The organism is Clavibacter michiganensis subsp. insidiosus (assembly GCF_002240565.1).
In the GTDB taxonomy this organism is placed as follows: Bacteria; Actinomycetota; Actinomycetes; order Actinomycetales; family Microbacteriaceae; genus Clavibacter; species Clavibacter insidiosus.
In genome coordinates this window covers 2,131,751-2,151,121 of sequence record NZ_MZMO01000001.1, presented here as the reverse complement: position 1 = coordinate 2,151,121, position 19,371 = coordinate 2,131,751, and the positions used below count along the sequence as shown (strand labels likewise).

20 protein-coding genes are annotated in these 19,371 nt (G+C 73.1%); 16 read left to right on the top strand and 4 right to left on the bottom strand.

The window, feature by feature from the left end; translation table 11 throughout:
• The first annotated feature begins 125 nt into the window (after positions 1-125).
• The 4 genes from B5P21_RS10415 (at position 126) to B5P21_RS10400 (ending at position 6,895) form a co-directional block, all read left to right on the top strand.
• Positions 126-3,854: a chromosome segregation SMC family protein gene (locus B5P21_RS10415; RefSeq protein ID WP_094171114.1), complete on the top strand. Its 3,729-nt coding sequence runs from the start codon at positions 126-128 to the stop codon at positions 3,852-3,854.
• A gap of 20 nt (positions 3,855-3,874) precedes the next feature.
• The gene (ftsY, locus tag B5P21_RS10410; protein ID WP_045527514.1) at positions 3,875-4,750 is read left to right on the top strand and encodes a signal recognition particle-docking protein FtsY; all 876 of its coding nucleotides are present in this window, start codon (positions 3,875-3,877) and stop codon (positions 4,748-4,750) included.
• Between the two features lie 50 nt (positions 4,751-4,800).
• Positions 4,801-6,372, top strand: coding sequence for a signal recognition particle protein (gene ffh, locus B5P21_RS10405; RefSeq protein ID WP_094171113.1), 1,572 nt, complete (start codon positions 4,801-4,803; stop codon positions 6,370-6,372).
• A gap of 145 nt (positions 6,373-6,517) precedes the next feature.
• Positions 6,518-6,895, top strand: coding sequence for a VOC family protein (locus tag B5P21_RS10400; RefSeq protein ID WP_045527518.1), 378 nt, complete (start codon positions 6,518-6,520; stop codon positions 6,893-6,895).
• A 10-nt stretch (positions 6,896-6,905) separates the two neighbouring features.
• On the opposite strand, the gene B5P21_RS10395 is transcribed toward B5P21_RS10400, so the two are convergent.
• Together B5P21_RS10395 and B5P21_RS10390 are read right to left on the bottom strand one after the other, a co-directional pair.
• Positions 6,906-8,099 carry a MarP family serine protease gene (locus tag B5P21_RS10395; RefSeq protein WP_236688825.1) on the bottom strand — a complete coding sequence of 398 codons (1,194 nt, stop codon included), beginning with the start codon at positions 8,097-8,099 and terminating at the stop codon, positions 6,906-6,908.
• A gap of 19 nt (positions 8,100-8,118) precedes the next feature.
• On the bottom strand, positions 8,119-9,252 hold the full coding sequence (locus tag B5P21_RS10390; RefSeq protein ID WP_045527522.1) for a glutamate--cysteine ligase: 1,134 nt from the start codon (positions 9,250-9,252) through the stop codon (positions 8,119-8,121).
• Between the two features lie 273 nt (positions 9,253-9,525).
• Between B5P21_RS10390 and rpsP the strand changes: the two genes are divergently transcribed.
• From rpsP to trmD, 4 genes are read left to right on the top strand one after another with little or no spacing between them, the layout of a single operon-like run.
• Positions 9,526-9,939, top strand: coding sequence for a 30S ribosomal protein S16 (gene rpsP, locus B5P21_RS10385; RefSeq protein ID WP_015490055.1), 414 nt, complete (start codon positions 9,526-9,528; stop codon positions 9,937-9,939).
• 3 nt (positions 9,940-9,942) lie between these two features.
• Positions 9,943-10,179 carry an RNA-binding protein gene (locus B5P21_RS10380; RefSeq protein WP_045527524.1) on the top strand — a complete coding sequence of 79 codons (237 nt, stop codon included), beginning with the start codon at positions 9,943-9,945 and terminating at the stop codon, positions 10,177-10,179.
• Positions 10,157-10,798, top strand: coding sequence for a ribosome maturation factor RimM (gene rimM, locus B5P21_RS10375; protein ID WP_045527526.1), 642 nt, complete (start codon positions 10,157-10,159; stop codon positions 10,796-10,798). Before B5P21_RS10380 ends, rimM begins: the two co-directional genes overlap by 23 nt.
• Position 10,799: 1 nt before the next feature.
• Positions 10,800-11,486 (top strand): tRNA (guanosine(37)-N1)-methyltransferase TrmD, encoded by a 687-nt coding sequence (gene trmD, locus B5P21_RS10370; protein ID WP_045527528.1) that lies wholly within the window; start codon positions 10,800-10,802, stop codon positions 11,484-11,486.
• Positions 11,487-11,514: 28 nt separating this feature from the next.
• Here trmD and map read toward each other — a convergent pair whose 3' ends face one another.
• Positions 11,515-12,282, bottom strand: a complete 768-nt coding sequence (map, locus tag B5P21_RS10365; protein WP_045527530.1) for a type I methionyl aminopeptidase — start codon at positions 12,280-12,282, stop codon at positions 11,515-11,517.
• 70 nt (positions 12,283-12,352) lie between these two features.
• On the opposite strand from map, the gene B5P21_RS10360 reads away from it, so the two are divergent.
• Positions 12,353-12,844, top strand: coding sequence for a hypothetical protein (locus B5P21_RS10360; protein WP_045527532.1), 492 nt, complete (start codon positions 12,353-12,355; stop codon positions 12,842-12,844).
• A gap of 170 nt (positions 12,845-13,014) precedes the next feature.
• Positions 13,015-13,359 carry a 50S ribosomal protein L19 gene (rplS, locus tag B5P21_RS10355; protein WP_012298189.1) on the top strand — a complete coding sequence of 115 codons (345 nt, stop codon included), beginning with the start codon at positions 13,015-13,017 and terminating at the stop codon, positions 13,357-13,359.
• A 10-nt stretch (positions 13,360-13,369) separates the two neighbouring features.
• Here the strand turns inward: rplS and B5P21_RS10350 are convergent, their stop codons facing one another.
• Positions 13,370-14,332 carry an IS481-like element IS1122 family transposase gene (locus B5P21_RS10350; protein ID WP_045530803.1) on the bottom strand — a complete coding sequence of 321 codons (963 nt, stop codon included), beginning with the start codon at positions 14,330-14,332 and terminating at the stop codon, positions 13,370-13,372.
• A 167-nt stretch (positions 14,333-14,499) separates the two neighbouring features.
• Between B5P21_RS10350 and lepB the strand changes: the two genes are divergently transcribed.
• From lepB to B5P21_RS10320, 6 genes are all read left to right on the top strand, one after another.
• On the top strand, positions 14,500-15,252 hold the full coding sequence (gene lepB, locus B5P21_RS10345) for a signal peptidase I (RefSeq protein ID WP_045527536.1): 753 nt from the start codon (positions 14,500-14,502) through the stop codon (positions 15,250-15,252).
• Positions 15,252-15,911, top strand: coding sequence for a ribonuclease HII (locus tag B5P21_RS10340; RefSeq protein ID WP_045527538.1), 660 nt, complete (start codon positions 15,252-15,254; stop codon positions 15,909-15,911). The genes lepB and B5P21_RS10340 overlap by 1 nt, the downstream gene beginning before the upstream one ends.
• Before the next feature lie 34 nt (positions 15,912-15,945).
• Positions 15,946-16,269, top strand: a complete 324-nt coding sequence (locus tag B5P21_RS10335) for a DUF2469 family protein (RefSeq protein WP_012038062.1) — start codon at positions 15,946-15,948, stop codon at positions 16,267-16,269.
• Positions 16,270-16,379: 110 nt separating this feature from the next.
• A complete protein-coding gene (locus B5P21_RS10330) occupies positions 16,380-16,736 on the top strand; it encodes a YraN family protein (protein ID WP_045530258.1) in 357 nt (118 codons plus the stop codon).
• A complete protein-coding gene (locus B5P21_RS10325; protein ID WP_094171112.1) occupies positions 16,736-18,292 on the top strand; it encodes a YifB family Mg chelatase-like AAA ATPase in 1,557 nt (518 codons plus the stop codon). Before B5P21_RS10330 ends, B5P21_RS10325 begins: the two co-directional genes overlap by 1 nt.
• Before the next feature lie 242 nt (positions 18,293-18,534).
• Positions 18,535-19,308 carry a DNA-processing protein DprA gene (locus tag B5P21_RS10320; RefSeq protein WP_236688826.1) on the top strand — a complete coding sequence of 258 codons (774 nt, stop codon included), beginning with the start codon at positions 18,535-18,537 and terminating at the stop codon, positions 19,306-19,308.
• Positions 19,309-19,371 lie beyond the last annotated feature (63 nt).

The following is a 19,371-nucleotide window of genomic DNA, read 5'->3' as shown; positions in this document are numbered from 1 at the left end:
CCCGGCGCGCGCCCTCCCACGGTAGCGGCGGCCGGGCGGTGCTCGGCCGACCACGCGCGGCTCCCGGCGCCCGCCCCCGCGTCCGGTACCGTGAGCGGGACCATCACGCGAGGAGGGCGACGGGCGTGCACCTGAAGAGCCTGACCCTCAAGGGGTTCAAGTCGTTCGCGCAGCCGACCACGTTCCAGTTCGAGACCGGGGTGACCTGCGTCGTCGGGCCGAACGGATCCGGCAAGTCCAACGTCGTCGACGCCCTCGCCTGGGTCATGGGCGAGCAGGGCGCCAAGACCCTCCGCGGCGGCAAGATGGAGGACGTCATCTTCGCCGGCACCTCGACGCGCGGGCCGCTCGGCCGCGCGGAGGTCACGCTCACGATCGACAACGCCGACGGGGCGCTCCCCATCGACTACACCGAGGTCGCGATCCGCCGCACGCTCTTCCGCAACGGCGGCAGCGAGTACGCGATCAACGGCACGTCCTGCCGCCTGCTCGACGTGCAGGAGCTCCTGAGCGACTCGGGGCTCGGCCGCGAGATGCACGTCATCGTCGGCCAGGGCCGCCTCGACAACGTGCTGCGCGCGACCCCCGAGGAGCGGCGCGGCTTCATCGAGGAGGCCGCGGGGATCCTCAAGCACCGCCGCCGCAAGGAGCGCACCCTCCGGAAGCTCGAGGGCATGCAGGCGAACCTCACGCGGCTCAACGACCTCGCGGGGGAGATCCGCCGCCAGCTGAAGCCGCTCGGCCGTCAGGCGGAGGTCGCGCGCCAGGCGCAGACCGTGGCGGCCGTCGTCCGGGACGCCCGCGCGCGGCTCGTGGCCGACGACGTCGTCACCCTCCGGCACGCGCTCGCGGAGCACACGCGCACCGAGGAGGAGCGCACGACCGAGCGCATGGTGCTGCAGGAGAAGCTCGACCGCGCGGTGATCCGGTCGGAGCGCATCGTCGAGGAGCAGGAGGGCGACGAGGTCGACGGCGCCCGCCGTACGGCCTTCGCGCTCGAGCAGGTGCAGGAGCGCCTGCGGAACCTGCTCTCGCTGGCGCAGCAGCGGCTCGCGCTCCTCGGTTCTGCGGACGACGCTCCCGAGGCCGCGACCGGCACCACGCCCGCGCAGGTGCAGGAGTCGCGCGACGAGGCCGCGCGCCTCGTGACGCTCATCGCCGAGGCCGAGGCGGGCTGGGCCGCGGCGCGCCAGGCGACCGCGGCGGCGCGGCAGGCGCTCGACGCGCTCGACGAGGAGATCCAGGCCCAGAGCGCGCTCGTCTCCCGGCACGACCTCGAGATCGCCGGCCTCACGGGTCGGGCGGAGACTGCGGGATCCAAGCTCGCGGCCGTGCGCGGCGAGGTGCTGCGGCAGCAGAACGCGCTCGACGCGGCGCGCGCCCGGCTCACGGCCGCCGAGGCGGAGCGGGAGCGCGGCGAGGCGGAGGGCGAGGCCGACGAGCAGGGCGGATCCGAGCTGACCCGCGCCTACGAGGACGCGCAGGCCGACGTCGCGAGCGAGGAGTCCGCCATCGAGGCCGTGCGCGAGGAGCTGCACGCGAAGGAGCGCGAGCGCGACGCCCTGGCCGCGCGCGAGCAGGCCCTCGCGAGCGCGCTCGACCAGCGCGACGGATCCAGCGACCTCGTCGCCGCGGGTCTCCCCGGCATCCGCGGCCTCCTCGCCGAGCACGTGCACGTGCGAGCCGGCTACGAGGCCGCCGTCGCGGCCGCGCTCGGGTCCCTCGCCGACGCCGTGCTCGCCGAGACGCACGACGACGCGGTCGCCGCCCTCCGCCGCGCGGTCGACGATGACCTGGGTCGGGTCGAGGTGGTCGTCGCGGGATCCGCCGACGGACAGGTCGCCGAGCCGTCGATCGCCGGCCCGGTCGCGGCCTCCAGCGTGGTCGACGCACCCGACGGCGTGCGGCGGATCCTCGCCGACGTCGTGTTCGTCGACGACCTCGCGGAGGCGGTCGCCCTCCTCGGCGGGCCCGACGCTCCCGCCACGGCGATCACCCGTGCCGGGGAGGTCGTCTCGGCGCACGTGCTGCGCGGCGGATCCGGCGCCACGCGCTCCAAGCTCGAGCTCGTGGCCGCGCGCGAGGCCGCCGCGATGACCCTCACCGACGTCCGCGCCCGCATCGACGACCTCCAGGTGGACCTCGCGGCCGGCCGTGAGCGCCTCCGCGCCGCCCGCGAGCGCGCGTCCGCCGCGCTCGGCGGCCTCCGCGAAGCGGACGCGCGCCTCGCCGCCCACGCCGAGCGGCTCAGCCGCTCGCGCGCGCAGGCGGAGTCCGCCGCCGCCGAGCTCGCCCGCGTGCAGCGTGGCCTGGATCTCGCGAGCGCCTCCGTGGACGAGGCCGTCGCCGCGAACGACGTCGCCCGTCGCGCGCTCGACGAGGCGCGCTCCCGACCCCGGCCCGTGCTCGACGCCAGCGGGCGCGACGCGCTGGTGGCCGAGTGGGAGGCGGCGCGCGAGGCCGAGATCGAGGCGCGCCTCCAGGTCGAGACCGCTCGCGAGCGCGTGCGGGCGGAGCAGGAGCGCACGGTCGCGCTCGAGCGCCGCCTCGCCGCGGAGCGCGCCGCGGCCGAGGAGGCCGCCCGCCGTCAGGTGATCCGCCGCCGCCAGATCGCCCGCGCCGCGTCCGTCGCCGACGCCCTGCCCGCCGTGGTGCGCGCCGCCGACCTCAGCACCGCGGACGCGCGTCTCGTGCTCGCCCGCGCCGAGGAGGCGCGGGCCGGCCGCAACGCCGAGCTGGTCGCGCTCCGCCGCGAGGAGGCCGAGCTGCGCACGCGCCTGCACGGCATCACGGAGGACGTGCACGGCCTCGAGCTGCAGATCTACGAGAAGCGCCTGCAGGTCTCCCAGCTGCTCGAGCGCGCCGCGAGCGAGCTCGGGCTGGGGGAGGAGGTGCTCGTCGCCGAGTACGGACCCGATGTGCCCGTCCCCGAGGAAGCGCCGCTCCCGCCGCGGCAGCGCCCGCGCACGCCGGCGGATGACGGCGGCGGCGATGCCGAGGCCGATCCCGACGACGCGGCTGCGTCACCGGAGACGCCGGCCCCGAGCGCGGAGCCATCCGGGCCAGGAGACGAGGCGGAGGAGATGGATGACGACGACGCCCCGCCCGTCCCCACCCGTCCCTTCGACCGCGAGGAGCAGCGTTCCCGCCTCCAGCAGGCGGAGCGGAAGCTCGCCCAGCTCGGCCGCGTCAACCCGCTCGCGCTCGAGGAGTTCGCCGCGCTCGAGCAGCGGCACCTGTTCCTCACCGAGCAGCTCGCCGACCTCACGGCCACGCGCAAGGACCTGCTCACGATCATCGACGACATCGACCGCACCATGCAGGGCGTCTTCGCCGCCGCGTTCGAGGACACCCGGCAGGCGTTCGACCGCGTCTTCCCGATCCTCTTCCCGGGCGGCACGGGCAGCATCCACCTCACCGATCCCGAGCAGCTGCTCACGACGGGCATCGAGGTGAGCGTGCGCCCCGCCGGCAAGCGCATCGAGCGCCTGTCGCTGCTCTCCGGCGGCGAGCGGTCGCTCGCCGCCGTCGCCCTGCTCATCGCGATCTTCACCGCGCGGCCGAGCCCGTTCTACATCATGGACGAGGTGGAGGCGGCCCTCGACGACGCCAACCTCGGCCGCCTGCTCACGATCCTCGAGCAGCTCCGCGACACCGCGCAGCTCATCGTCATCACCCACCAGAAGCGCACCATGGAGATCGCCGACGCGCTCTACGGCGTGTCGATGCGCCAGGACGGCGTGAGCGCGGTCGTCGGCCAGCGCGTGAGCCGCGACGCGCGCCCGGATGCCGCGCCGGATGCCGCCGCCGAGCCCGCGCCCGAGCCCGCCCCCGAGGAGCAGGCCGCCTCCTGACCCGCGGCTACGCTGGGCACATGGCAGCCCGCACCCCCTGGTCCCTCTCCGGCGCGCTCCGCGGGATGTTCGCGAAGCCGACGATCGACGAGACCACGTGGGACGACCTCGAGACCGCGCTCATCACCGCGGACTTCGGGCCGGACGTCACCGAGGCCACCATCGACGACCTCCGCCAGAAGGTCGAGCGCTACCGCACGACCGACCCGCGCGACCTCCAGCGCATGCTCCGCGAGAGCATCGAGGAGCGCCTGGCGAAGCACGACCCGACGCTGAAGCTCAGCGCCCGCCCGGCGGTGATCCTGGTGGTCGGCGTCAACGGCGTCGGCAAGACCACCACCATCGGCAAGTTCGCCAAGTTCCTCCGCAACTACGGCCGCACGGTCGTCGTCGGCGCGGCGGACACGTTCCGCGCCGCGGCCGTCGACCAGCTCGCCACCTGGGCCGAGCGCGCGGGCGCCGACATCGTGCGCCCGCAGCAGCCCGGCCAGGATCCCGCGAGCGTCGCCTTCCAGACCGTCGAGCACGCGATGCGCACGGGCACCGAGATGGTCATCATCGACACGGCCGGCCGCCTGCACACCAAGGGCGGCCTCATGGACGAGCTGTCCAAGATCCGCCGCGTGGTCGAGAAGCAGTCGCCCATCGCGGAGGTGCTCCTCGTGCTCGACGCGACGACCGGCCAGAACGGGCTCGCGCAGGCGCAGGCGTTCATCGAGCACGGCGGCGTCACGGGCCTCGTCATCACGAAGCTCGACGGATCCGCCAAGGGCGGCTTCATCCTCAACGTGCAGGAGCGCACGGGCATCCCCATCAAGCTCATCGGCCAGGGCGAGGGCATCGGCGACCTGACCGGCTTCACCCCCCACGTGTTCGCGCAGAACCTGGTCGGCTGACCCGCGCCCCGGCTCGGGCGACCTCCGGCGCCGGTTAAGCTGGACCCACCATGGCTACCTTCGGAACTCTCTCGGACCGCCTCGCCGAGACCTTCAAGAACCTGCGCGGCAAGGGCAAGCTCAGCGCCGCGGACGTCGACGGCACCGTCCGCGAGATCCGCCGCGCGCTGCTCGAGGCCGACGTCGCGCTCGACGTCGTCAAGGCGTTCACCGCGTCCGTCCGCGAGCGCGCGCTCGGCGGCGAGGTCAGCCAGGCGCTGAACCCCGCCCAGCAGGTCGTGCAGATCGTCAACGAGGAGCTCGTCGGGATCCTCGGCGGCCAGCAGCGCCGCATCACCTTCGCCAAGAGGCCGCCGACGGTCATCATGCTCGCCGGCCTCCAGGGCGCGGGCAAGACGACCCTCGCGGGCAAGCTCGGCAAGTGGCTCGCGAAGGACGGCCACACGCCGATGCTCGTCGCGGCCGACCTCCAGCGCCCCAACGCCGTGCAGCAGCTGCAGGTCGTCGGCGAGCAGGCGGGCGTCCCCGTCTTCGCGCCCGAGCCCGGCAACGGGAAGGGAAACCCCGTGCGCGTCGCGAAGGACGCGATGAAGCACGCGGTCGACAAGCAGTACAGCGTCGTCATCATCGACACGGCCGGCCGCCTCGGCGTCGACCAGGAGCTGATGAAGCAGGCCGCCGACATCCGCAAGGCCACCGACCCCGACGAGGTCCTCTTCGTCATCGACGCCATGATCGGCCAGGACGCGGTCGCGACCGCGAAGGCCTTCCAGGACGGCGTCGACTTCACGGGCGTCGTGCTCTCGAAGCTCGACGGCGACGCGCGCGGAGGAGCGGCCCTCTCGGTCGCCTCCGTCACCGGTCGCCCGATCATGTTCGCCTCCACGGGCGAGGGCCTCGACGACTTCGAGCCCTTCCACCCCGACCGCATGGCGAGCCGCATCCTCGACCTCGGCGACATCCTCACCCTCATCGAGCAGGCCCAGCAGGCCTTCGACGAGGAGGAGGCGATGGAGGTCGCCCAGAAGCTCGCGAGCGACACCTTCACGCTCGACGACTTCCTCAAGCAGATGCAGCAGCTCCGCGGCAAGGGCTCCCTCAAGAAGATGATGGGCATGCTCCCCGGCATGGGCGCCATGAAGGAGCAGCTCGAGAACTTCGACGAGAAGGAGATCGTCCGCACCGAGGCGATCATCCAATCGATGACGAAGGCCGAGCGCCAGAACCCGAAGCTCCTCAACGGCTCGCGCCGCCTCCGCATCGCGCGCGGATCCGGCATGACCGTCACCGACGTCAACGGGCTGGTGCAGCGATTCGAGCAGGCTTCGAAGATGATGCGCACGGTCGCCCGCGGCGGCATGCCGCAGATCCCCGGCATGGGCCCGATGCCCGGCGCGCACTCGAGCCGCAAGCCCGTGCAGCAGAAGAAGAAGGGCTCGAAGTCGGGCAACCCGGCCAAGCGCGCGCAGGAGAACGCGGCGCTCGCGTCAGGCCAGCGCATCGGCGGACCCACGGCCCCCGCCGGGTCGGGCTTCGGGCTCGCCGGGGCAGCCAAGGGCGGCGCGAACGGCGCCCCGAGCGAGGAGGAGCTCGCCTCGCTGCAGAAGTTCCTCGGCCGCTGACCCGGTCGACCCGCACGATCCACGACGGCGCCCACCCCACCGGGAGGGCGCCGTCCGCGCATCGCTCGACGCGCGGGTCGCGACGTGCCAGCGTGGGGTCGTGCATCGCGGCGCCCCGTCGTGGTCCCGGCGTCAGGAGCTCCCCGTGTTCGCACCCGTCACCGCCTTCAGCGGGTTCAGCGTCGACGACGTCCCCGCCGCGCTCGCGTTCTACCGGCACACGCTCGGCCTCGAGGTCGAGGAGGTCCCCGAGATGGGCATGCTCCGGCTCGTGCTGCCCGGATCCGGCGCCCGCGTCCTCGTCTACCCGAAGCCCGGGCACGAGCCCGCGTCCTTCACGGTCCTCAACTTCGAGGTCGACGACGTCGCGCGGGCGGTCGTCGAGCTGAACGGGCGCGGCGTCGAGACGGCGATCTTCGCGGGGATGCCCACGGACGCGCGCGGCGTCATGCGCGGCGACGGCCCCGACATCGCGTGGTTCCGCGATCCCGCCGGCAACGTGCTGTCCGTCGTCGCGGCGTGACGCCCGGGCCTCAGACGGAGCAGCGCCCGGAGCCCACCGGGGTCGTCGCGCCGGCCTGCTGCAGCACGGGCGCGATCTCGTCGAGGGTCATCGCGTAGCCCGTCTGGGAGTCGACCGTCGAGGTCGCGAACACGAGGCCGATCACGCGCCCCTGCGCGTCGAACAGCGCGCCGCCCGAGTCGCCGGGTCGGACCGTGCCGCGCACCGAGTAGACCTCGCGCGTGACGGGCTGCTCGTGCTGGATGTCGGTGCCCAGCGCCTCGACCACCTCGCGGATCCGCGCGCCGGTGGCCTGGTAGGGCCCGCCGCCCGGGTAGCCGGCGACGACGGCCGCATCGGAGGCGGCGAGCTCGTCGCCGAGCGCGAGCGGGGCCGCGGTGAGGCCGGGCACGGCGAGGATCGCGACGTCGCGCGCGGGGTCGAACACCACGAGGTCCGCCTCGAGCAGCTGGCCGGTCCCGCCCTGCTGCACGTAGACCTGGTCGGACCCGGTCACGACGTGCGCGTTCGTCACGACGCGGTCGCCTTGCACGACCCAGCCGCTCCCGGAGGAGGACGTGCCGCAGGCGGGTGCCGACGAGAGGACCTTCACCACGCTCGAGGCGGAGCGGCGCACGGCGTCGGGGACGTCCGCGTCGGGCGCGGCCGTGTCGGCGATCGCCCCCTCGCCGTTCGCGAACACGCGCGGGTATCCGACGTCGTGGAGCGCGTCGTCGAGCGTCGAGAGGGCGGTGCCGCTCGAGATGGGGCTGACCCGGTCGAGCGTCGCGAGGATGCGCGACGACGACGCGAGCTGCACCGCCGGGATCACGCCGCTGGAGCCGAGGAAGCCGCCGATGAACCAGACCGAGACGGCCCAGGCCGCGAGACCCGCGACGGCGCCGATCCCGCGGTCGAGGCCGCGCGCGGCGCCGCGCGGGCGGAGGAGTCGCGTGAGGACGCTGGCGACCTGCGCCAGGATCCCGCTCACGAGCGACGTCGTGACGAGCATGAGCAGCGCGGCCGCGAGGGTGCGGATGATCCCGGTGGCCACGCCGAACTGGTCGAGCAGCGCCAGGAAGGCCGGCGTGATCCACAGCGCGAGCAGGACGCCCAGCACGATGCCCGCGAGCCCGGCGATCGTGACGATGGCCCCGCGACGCCACCCGGCGAGGGCCGCGAGCACCGCGACGACGAGGATGACGATGTCGACGGCCGGGCTCACCTGCACAGTCTGCCCCGCGTCACCGGCCCAATCCTGAGCGCAGCTCCTCGACGAGGTGCGTGACCACGGGGGCGAGCGCGCCGTCGTTCTCCTCGGCCACCCGCAGCTGCCGCTGGTAGCTCGCGCCGCGGTCGACGATGTCGAGGATCCCGCGCAGCTCCGCCTCGCAGCCGAGCGCGTCGGCCACGGGGGAGAGCCGCTCCACGAGCGCCCGGGTGTCGTCGCCGACGAGGGCCTCCTCGCCCGCGGCGTCCTGGATGATGATGGCGTCCATCCCGTAGCGGGCCGCGCGCCACTTGTTCTCGCGCACGAACCACGGCTGCATCCGGGGCAGCTCCTCGCCGCGGTCGAGCGCCGCCGACATGTCGTGCACCAGGCACTGCACGAGCGCCGCGAGCGACGCGATCTCGCCGAGGGTCGACACGCCGTCGAACACGCGCGTCTCGAGGGTCCCCCACTTGGGCGCCGGCCGGATGTCCCAGCGCAGCTCGCTGTGGTGGTCGATCACGCCGACGTGCGTCATGTCGCCGACGAGCCGCTCGTAGTCGGCCCACGTCGTGAGGTCGGGCGGCAGCCCCGCGGTCGGCAGCTGCTGGAACATGAGCGCCCGGTTCGACGCGTAGCCCGTCTCCTGCCCGGACCAGAACGGGCTCGACGCGCTGAGCGCCTGGAAGCGGGGGAGGTGCACGAGGAGCGCGTTGAGGATCGGGAGCGCCTTCGACCCGTCGTCGATCCCGACGTGCACGTGCACGCCCCAGATCATCATCTGCCGCCCCCACCACCTGGTGCGGTCGAGGAGCGTCGCGTAGCGCTCGTTGTCGGGCGTCACGTCCTGGTCGGGCCACGCGCTGAAGGGGTGGGTCCCCGCGCACATGAGGTCGATGCCGAGCGGATCCGCGACGTCCACGACCCGCTCGATGAGCCGCGCGAGGTCGTCCACGGCGTGCCCGACGCGGGCGTGCGGCGCGCTGACGACCTCGACCGTGTTGGTGAGGAACTCCCCGGTCACGTGCGGGTGCGCATCGTCGTAGGGGAAGGAGCGGAGGATCTCCGGAGCGACGCCGGCGAGCTCCCCGGAGCCCCGGTCGACGCACGCGAGCTCCCACTCGATCCCGACGCGGGACGGGGGCCGGTGGGCGAAGTCGATCTGCATGCGGGTCCTGCCGTCCACGGGGTCTCGGGGCGCATGCGCCGGGTGTCGTCCGATCATGCCACGCACCCCGCGGGGCGGCCGGGCGATGACGCCGCGCGGCGCGCCGACGACGGGGGTCCCGGCCCGGCCCGGTGTCTGCCATAATGATCTGTCGAGTCCGCGATCGTCCGACCCTCTAATCAGGCGCCGCGAGACCCCATCGAACCAATGCCGAGTGTGCCCCCACGCTCACGGCCGTCAGTTCACCCCACACAAAAGAAATTCAGGAGAATTGTGGCTGTCAAGATCCGTCTGAAGCGCCTGGGCAAGATCCGCGCGCCGTACTACCGCATCGTCGTCGCCGACTCGCGCACCAAGCGCGACGGCCGCGTCATCGAGGAGATCGGCAAGTACCACCCCACCGAGGAGCCCTCGTTCATCGAGGTCCAGTCGGAGCGGGCGCAGTACTGGCTCTCCGTGGGCGCCCAGCCCACCGAGCAGGTCGAGGCCCTCCTCAAGCTCACGGGCGACTGGGGTCGCTTCAAGGGCGACAAGGACGCCGTCTCCACCGTCCGCACCCGCGAGGCGAAGCCCGCCTACGTCGCGGACGAGAAGAAGAAGCCGGTCCTCAAGCCCAAGACCGAGAAGGCCGCACCCGCGCCCGAGGCCGCCGCGCCCGAGGCCGAGTCGACCGAGGAGCAGGCCTAGCCCATGCTCGCTCCCGCGCTCGCTCATCTGGTCAAGGGCATCGTCGAGCACCCGGACGACGTCTCCGTGACGAGCAAGGGATCCCCCCGCGTCGAGGTCCTCGAGGTGCGCGTGCACCCCGAGGACCTCGGCCGGGTCATCGGCCGGGCGGGTCGCACCGCGAAGGCCCTCCGGACGCTCGTCTCGGCTCTCGCCGACGGCCAGCGCGTCCGCGTCGATGTGGTGGACACCGATTCCTGAGGACATCGTCCGTGACCCCGCGGCGTTCCGCGTGGGCCGGCTGACCAAGGCGCACGGGCTCAAGGGCGCCGTGAAGCTCGAGCTGTTCACGGACGACCCCGACAAGCGGTTCGTCCCCGGCGCCGAGTTCTCTCTCCAGGTCCCGGACACGTCCCCGTGGCACGGACGCTCCCTCACGCTCACCGAGCTCCGCTGGTACAACAGCCACCCCGTCGGCTTCTTCGAGGGCGTCGCCGACCGCACGGCCGCCGAGTCGCTCGCCAAGGCCATCCTCTGGATGACGCCCCCGGCCGACGAGCCCGCCGAGCCCGACGCCTGGTACGACCACCAGCTCGTCGGCCTGAAGGTCCTCCGCGACGGCGTCGAGGTCGGCACCGTCGCGCTCGTCGACCACTTCCCCGCGCAGGACCTGTTGCACGTCGACACGCCCTCCGGCACCGTGCTCGTCCCGTTCGTGCAGGCCATCGTCCCGTCCGTGGACGTGGAGGCAGGCACCCTCGTCGTCACGCCGCCGCTCGGCCTCTTCGAGGACATCCCCGAGGAGCAGTCGGCACCCGCTGCGGCCGCGACGTCGGACGCCGAGACCGATCCCGCCCCCGAGGGCGACGACGCCCGCTGACATGCGGATCGACATCGTCTCGATCTTCCCCGAGTTCTTCGGGGTGCTCGACATCTCCCTCCTCGGACGCGCGCGCCAGTCCGGCCTCATCGACCTCCGCGTCCACGACCTGCGCGCCTTCACGCACGACCGTCACCGCACGGTCGACGACACGCCCTACGGCGGCGGCGCCGGCATGGTCATGCGGCCGGAGCCCTGGGGCGAGGCCATGGACGAGGTGCTCGCCGACGACACGGATCCGGTCGTCATCTTCCCGTCGCCCGCGGGCGAGGTCTTCACGCAGGCCATGGCGCAGGAGCTGTCCGCCGAGCCGCACCTCGCGTTCGGCTGCGGCCGCTACGAGGGCATCGACCAGCGCGTCGTCGACCACACCGCCGCGCGTGCGCGGGTCCGCCTGGTGAGCCTCGGCGACTACGTGCTGAACGGCGGGGAGGTCGCCGTGATGGCGATGATCGAGGCCATCGGGCGGCTCGTGCCCGGCGTCGTCGGCAACCCCGCGAGCCTCGTCGAGGAGAGCCACTCCGACGGGCTGCTCGAGCATCCCAGCTACACGAAGCCGCCCGAGTGGCGGGGCCTGGCCGTCCCCGACGTGCTGCGCAGCGGCAACCACGGGGCGATCGCGGCGTGGCGGCGCGAGCAGCAGCTCGAGCGCACGCGCCGGGTCCGCCCGGACCTGCTGCCCGAGTAGGCCGGCTCCGCGCCGGTCCCGCCGGGCCTCAGGAGCGCGCGGTGAGGATGAGCGGGCCGGACTCCGTGATGGCGACCGTGTGCTCCATGTGCGCGCCGCGCGAGCCGTCGGCGCTCCGGAGGGTCCAGCCGTCCTTGTCCGTGTAGATCTCGTCGGTGCTCTGCAGGAACCACGGCTCGATCGCGATGACCAGCCCGGGCCGCAGCGGCACGCCGCGGTTCGGCCGGCCCTGGTTCGCGATGTGCGGGTCGCCGTGCATGGTGCGCCCGACGCCGTGACCGCCGAAGTCGGTGTTGACCGAGTAGCCGGCCGCGGTCGCGACGGCACCGATCGCCGCCGAGATGTCGCCCGTGCGCCCGCCCGGCTGCGCCGCCTGAATGCCCGCCTCGAGGGCGGCGGTCGTCACCTCGATGAGGCGCACGTCCTCCTCGCGCGGCGTGCCGACGATGACGCTGACGGCCGAGTCGCTGACCCAGCCGTCGACGGACGCCGCGAAGTCGAGGCTCAGGAGGTCGCCGTCCTGCAGCCGGTAGTCGTGGGGGAGGCCGTGCAGCACGCCGTCGTTGACGGACGTGCAGAGCACCTTGCCGAAGGGCATGGCGCCGAAGGACGGGTGGTAGTCGATGTAGCAGGACTCGGCACCTCGCGCGCGGATCATGCGGTGGGCCTCGCGGTCGAGGTCGAGCAGGTTGACGCCTACCGCGGCCTTGGCGGCCAGGGCCGTGAGCACGGAGGCCACGAACTCCCCGGCGGGTCGCATCTGGTCCATCTCGGCGGGCGTTCGCAGTTCCATCACGCGAAGGATCCTACGGGAGCCGGGCCCCGGCCTTCCCGAGGCGCCCAGGATCCGCTCGTACCATGAGGCCATGCAGCAGTCCCCGGCCCTCGGTCTCCGTCGCGCGCTCTATCGATGGCAGTTCGCCGCGGTCGTCGTGCTGCCCGCGTGGCTCCTCGTCGGCTGGGCGGCGTTCGGGTCCGGCGGCTGGGAGCTCCTCCTCGTGATGCTCGCGGCGGGTGCCCTGGGGATCGCGCTGCTCGCCGCCCTCGGCCTCGTGCTCGCCCGCCGCTCCGTCCGCACGGCCCGGGCCGTCTCGCCGACGGACGCGGTGGCGATGGGCGTGCTCACCCTCGCGGTCATCGGGACGGGCACCTACTCCGTCGTCAGCACCTGGTGCGCCGTCGTGGCGGTCCTCGCGGCCGTCGCCCTCGTCGCGCTGGGCGCCCGGCAGCTGGTCGTGGAGACGCGGCAGCGCATGCAGGAGGTCATCGCCGTCATCGAGCGGGACGCGCAGCCGCGACCGCCCGAGTGGAAGGCCGCCGAAGGTCCCGACGCCGGCCGCACCATGCGGCTCGACTGATCCGGGCGTCCGTGCCTCGCGCTTTGCGCTCGACGCGCCCGAGGTGACAGAATGGGCGATCGTGCCTGCCGTCGACCCTGCCACGGGGGAGTCGGCCACTCATGCGGGCCGTTCCCCTTCCAGACATTGATGCGCAGTCGACCCGTGGCGGTTGCAGAGAGCGGTACACCATGCACATCCTCGATTCCGTCGACAAGGCGTCGCTGCGGTCGGACATCCCCGACTTCCGCGCCGGCGACACGGTCAAGGTCCACGTCAACATCGTCGAGGGCAGCCGCTCGCGCATCCAGGTGTTCCAGGGCATCGTCATCGGCCGACAGGGCGAGGGCGTCCGCGAGACGTTCTGCGTCCGCAAGGTCAGCTTCCAGGTCGGCGTCGAGCGCACCTTCCCGGTCCACTCCCCGGTCATCGACCACATCGAGGTCGTGACGCGCGGCGACGTGCGCCGCGCCAAGCTCTACTTCCTCCGCGACCTGCGCGGCAAGAAGGCGAAGATCAAGGAGAAGCGCTCCTAGCTGTACTGAGTCATGACGTTGGTGACACTCGGGCCGCGGGCGTCAGCCCGTGGCTCGAGTGGATTCGTTCAGTGTTGTAGTGCTGGATCCACGGATCAAGGGCGTCGGTTCTGGCTTGGTTGCTGGTGAAGGGTTGCCGGTAGGCCCACTCGGTCGCGAGGGTGCGGTTGAAGCGTTCGACCTTGCCGTTCTGCCAGGGGCAGTGCGGGCGGATGAACTTCTGCCTCGCACCGAGCTGCGTGACCGCGTTCTGGAACGCGGCCGAGTGCCGGTAGGCGAACGCGTTGTCCGTCAGGACCCGTTCGATGCGGGTGATGCCGTGCTCGGCGAAGTACGCCGCGGCCCGGGTCAGGAACCCTGCCGCGGTCACGCCCTTCTCGTCCGGGTGGATCTCCGCGTAGGCGAGGCGGGTGTGGTCATCGACCACGGCGTGGACGTAATCGAACCCGATCCCACGACCACGAACCTGTTCGCTGCGGCCATGCGCCCGCCAGCCGCCGCCGTCCGGGATCCGGCCGAGCTTCTTCACGTCGACGTGGATCAGGTCGCCGGGATGCTCATGCTCGTACCGGTTTGCCGTCGACCGGGATGCCCGGATCACGGCCCCGGTGACGGGGTCCAACCATGCCAACGGCGGTGCCCCGTGCCGCCGCAGGATGCGGGAGATCGTGCGGGCTGGAACACCGGTCACCGGCGCCAACCGGGCAGGACCTGATCGCAATCGGGTCCTCGCTTCCACGACGGCTCGTTCTCGTTCCGGGCTCGTCCTCGTCGGCACCCGTCTCGGCCTCGAGGACCGGTCCGACAAGCCTTCGAAGCCCTCGGACCGGAACCGATTCACCCACCGATGCGCGCACTGACGCGACACACCGAGTTCGCGCGCGACATGCGAGACCGGCCGACGATCCTCGACCACCCGCCGCACGAGGAGAACCCTCCCGTGAACCGTCAGACGAGCATTAGCGTGGGACATCGAGGCCTCCTGGCAGTGGCAGAACTAGACAGCTCCATCAAGCCAGGAGGCCTCCTCACACGCCCCGAAGTGTCACCAACGTCATGGCCGGGTACACCTAGCGCATCCCCACCTGTCATCCCACCGAGCTCCCGGCGCATATGCTTGCCGGGAGCTCAGGCGGTTAAATGACAGACAGCACGGCGCCCGTGGAGACGAGATCCTCGGGCAGGCACAGTGGCAGCGGGTCGCGTGGATGGAAGACGTTCCTGCGGGACGTCCTCGTCATCTTCGTGGTGGCCCTCCTCGTCTCGGTCCTGATCAAGGCGTTCCTAATCCGGTCGTTCTACATCCCGTCGTCCTCCATGGAGGACACGCTGCAGATCGACGACCGCATCGTCGTCAACCAGCTGACGCCGCGGCTCATGCCGCTGCAGCACGGCGACGTCGTGGTGTTCCGGGATCCGGGCGGCTGGCTCCAGCCGTCGCCCGAGGTCGACAAGCCGCCCATCGCGGCCGCCGTCGACTGGGCGCTCACCACGGTGGGCCTGTCGGCGTCCGACAGCAACGACCACCTCATCAAGCGCCTGATCGGACTCCCGGGCGACCACGTCGTCTGCTGCAACAGCCTCGGCCAGATGAGCGTCAACGACGTGCCGCTGGACGAGCCGTACATCAAGCTTGTCCCGGGCGTCACGCGGGCATCCGACGTGGACTTCGACATCACCGTCCCGGCGGACTCGCTCTGGGTCATGGGTGACAACCGCGGCAACTCGTGGGACTCGCGCTACAACCAGGACGGGCCCACGCACGGCTTCGTGCCGCTCGACCACGTGGTCGGCCGCGCCTTCGTCATCACCTGGCCCATCGACCGCTGGTCGATCCTCAGCGACCACCCCGAGACGTTCGGCGACGTGCCCGACGCGGTCCCCGCCGGCTGATGCCGGTCGCGGATCCCACGCTCGAGGTCGAGCGGGAGCTCCTCGACGCGGGTGCGGCGCTCGTCATCGGCTGCGACGAGGTCGGGCGCGGCGCCCTCGCCGGACCGGTCGCGGTGGGCATGGCCGCCCTCGGCCCCGATGCCGGTGCGTTCCCGGTGGGGCTGCGCGACTCGAAGATGCTCAGCGAGAAGCGGCGCGAGGCGCTGCACCCCGACGTGTCGGCGTGGGTCCGGCACTCCGCGATCGGCATGGCGTCCGCGAAGGAGGTGGACGCGCTCGGGATCACGGCCTGCCTCGGCCTCGCGGGACGACGCGCGCTCGTCGAGCTGCATCACCTCGGCGTGCCGCTCCTCGACAGCATCGTCCTGCTCGACGGATCCCACGACTGGCTCACGCCCGCCCTCGCGCATCCGGTGCCGGTGCGGGTGCGCGTCAAGGCCGACCGGGACTGCGCCTCGGTGGCGGCGGCGTCCGTGCTCGCCAAGGTGCACCGCGACCGCCTGATGGCCGCGTGGCACGAGGAGTCGCCCGAGTACGGGTGGGCCGGCAACAAGGGCTACGGCAGCGCGGCGCACCTCGACGCGATCCGGGCACGCGGGGCGTCCCGCATCCATCGGCGGACCTGGCTCACCGGCGTGCTGGCGACCCCCGGCGCCTGAAGGCAGTCGCGCGGGCGGTTAGGATCGACGGACCATGGATGACGACGAGTTCGAGGACTACGACCGCGAGGTGGAGCTCGCGCTCTACCGGGAGTACCGGGACATCGTGTCCCAGTTCAAGTACGTGGTCGAGACCGAGCGGCGCTTCTACCTCGCCAACGAGGTCGAGCTGGTGCGGCGCGACACGGAGCACGACTTCTACTTCGAGCTGACGATGACCGACGTCTGGGTGTGGGACGTCTACCGCTCCGACCGGTTCGTGAAGTCCGTCCGGGTGCTCACCTTCAAGGACGTCAACGTGGAGGAGCTGTCGGCGAAGGAGTTCGAGCTCCCCAAGGAGCTCGCCATCGACGAGTAGGGCCCTGAGGGGATCCCTCCCCAGGCGTCCGGGCGGGCTCGATCGCACGACCCGGACACGTGCGGCAGGCCGCGGCGTCGTGGTCGCGCATCCTCCTCGCGGAGGTGCGCATGACACGCGAGCAGGACCTGGGACGACGCGGCGAGGATCTCGCCGCGCAGCATCTGATCGGGCGCGGCTACGCGCTCGTCGAGCGCAACTGGCGCTGTCGCGAGGGCGAGATCGACCTCGTGATGTCGCACGCGGGCACCACCGTGCTCGTGGAGGTCAAGACGCGCGCGGGGCTCGGCTACGGGCATCCCCTCGAGGCGGTCACGCGAGCGAAGGCCGCGCGGCTGCGGGTGCTCGCGGGTCTCTGGTGCCAGGCGCATCCCGAGCGCCGCGGCCCCGTGCGGATCGATGTGGTGGGAGTCGTCTGGCCCCGAGGCGGGCGACCGTCCATCGAGGTCGTGCGGAGCGCCTGCTGATGGCCGTCGGTCGCACGCTCGCCGTGGCCCTCTCGGGCCTCGACGGAGCGCTCGTCGACGTCGAGGCAGACATCACGAGCCAGCTCCCCGGCTTCGTGCTCATCGGCTTGCCGGACGCCGCGCTCAGCCAGGCGCGCGAGCGGGTCCGTGCCGCGACCGGCAACGCGGGATGCGAGTTCCCGGTCCGCCGGGTCACCGTCAACCTCTCGCCGGCCGTCCTGCCGAAGCACGGCTCCGGCTTCGACCTCGCGATCGCCCTGGCGGTCCTCGCGGCTGGCGGGTCGGTCTCGGCGGAGTCCGTCGCCGGCACGGTGCATCTCGGCGAGCTCGGCCTCGACGGGAGGCTGCGGCCGACGCACGGCATCCTGCCCGCGGTGCTCGCCGCGCGACGTGCCGGCATCCGCCGGGTCATGGTGCCGCGCTGCCACGCGGACGAGGCGTCCCTCGTGCCCGACATCCGCGTCATCCCGGTGGCGGGCCTGCGGGATGCCGCGATCCACCACGGGGCCGAGCTCGAGCCGGAGCCGGAGGAGGACGACGCCCGGCCTGTCGTCGCGGCGGATGCGACCTCGACGCAGGTCCTCGGCGGTCGGGAGGCAGCAGAGCCCTGCCTCGGCGACGTCGTCGGCAACGAGGAGGCCGTGGAGGCGCTCGTGGTCGCCGCGGCGGGCGGGCACCACATGTTCCTCCTCGGGCCGCCGGGCGCGGGGAAGACGATGCTCGCGCAGCGGCTGCCCGGACTCCTGCCGGATCTCGACGAGGAGGCCGCGCTGGAGGTCGGCTGCATCCGGTCGCTCTGCGGGGAGCGGCTGGGCCCCGAGCTGCCCGTGCGACCGCCGCTGGAGGCGCCGCACCACACGGCGAGCGCCGCGGGCATCGTCGGCGGCGGCAGCGGGCGCATCCGTCCCGGCGCGGCGGTGCGCGCCAGCGGGGGAGTGCTCTTCCTCGACGAGGCGCCGGAGTTCGCCGGCGCGGTGCTCGACTGCCTGCGACAGCCGCTCGAGTCGGGGGTCATCAGCATCCACCGGGCCAACGGCGTCGCCCACTATCCGGGGCGCTTCCAGCTCGTGATGGCGGCGAACCCCTGCCCGTGCGGGTCGTACGGCGTCGCGGGCTCCGACTGCTCGTGCCCGCCCCAGGCGCGCCGGCGCTACCTGGCGCGCCTCTCCGGCCCCCTGATGGACCGCATGGACATCCGGCTCGGCGTCCGCCGGGTGACGACCGCGGTGCACCTGGCCGCCGGTGACGCGCCGCGCGTCACCACGGCGACGGCCCGGGCGCGCGTCGCCGCGGCGCGGGCGGCCGCGGCGGAGCGATGGGCGGCGACGCCGTGGCGCACCAACGCCCACGCCTCCGGCACCTGGCTCCGGCGGGAGGCGCGCATCGCCCGCGGCGCGACCGCGTCCCTCGACCGCGCGCTGGACCGCGGGCTCCTCACCATGCGCGGCTACGACCGGGTCCTCCGGATCGGGTGGACGCTCGCGGACCTGGAGGGCGCGTCGAGCCCCGACGCGGATCACCTGGGACGGGCCCTCCTGCTGCGAGGTGCCTCGTGATCGGCGTGGACGGAGATGGCGTCGCGGACGCTCCGCCCGGACCCGATCGTGCCGACCATCCGTCGCCATGCCCCTCCGGAGGTCGTGCGCGACCCGCGGAGGCACCCCGGACTCGCATCGGAGGACCGGACTCGGCGCACGCGCGCTCCGTCGCCCGCCTCGGCCTGCCCGCGCGTGATCTCGCCGGGCTGATGGCCGCGCTCCGCCCCGCCCCCGGATCGCCGGGAGAGGAGGCGTGCGACGTGGATGCGGAGGAGGCGGCGGCGCGGTGCACGTGGTCCGGCATCGCCGAGCCCGGTGATCGAGTCGCCGGGGCGGTCATCGGCGTCCTCGGCGCCGGCGCGGCCCTGGCCTCGATCGTCGACGGCTGCTCGGCCGACGCCCTCGTCGGCGCGATGATCGAGGCCGGGCTCGAGCTGGAGGCGGACGGGCGCGCTGCGCTCGTCGGCGAGGTCGACGGGGCGCTCGAGCGCTGGCGGCCCCGCGTCGTGCGGACCGAGGCGCTGGCGCGGCTCCACGCCGCGCGCGCGGTGGGCGCGCTCGTCCTGGTGCCCGGGGATGCGCTGTGGCCGGCGGGAGCGGACGACCTGGGGCCGCACGCGCCGCTCGTGCTCTGGTGCACCGGAGCGCCGGACGCGATGGCCGCGCTCCCGAGGTCCGTGTCGATCGTGGGAGCGCGCGCGGCCACCGGCTACGGCGAGCACGTCACCGCCGAGCTGGCCGCCGGTCTCGTCGATCGAGGGGTGGCCGTGGTCTCGGGCGGTGCGTACGGCATCGACGGTGCGGCGCACCGCGCGGCCGTCGGATCCGCCGGGCGCACGGTGGCGTTCCTCGCGGGCGGCGTCGACCGTCTCTACCCGTCCGGCCACGCGGAGCTCTTCGCGCGGATGCGACGCGACGGGGCGGTGGTGTCCGAGCTGCCGTGCGGGGCGTCGCCGACGCGCTGGAGGTTCCTCCTGCGCAACCCAGCGTCATATGCACGGCGTGTCGGCTGCCTTCTGAGCGGAGAAGCGTGAGGCGCCTCGCGTATGTCCTGGTCAGCAGCAGATTCGGGCGCTAGGTGTGCTACGGTCGTCCTG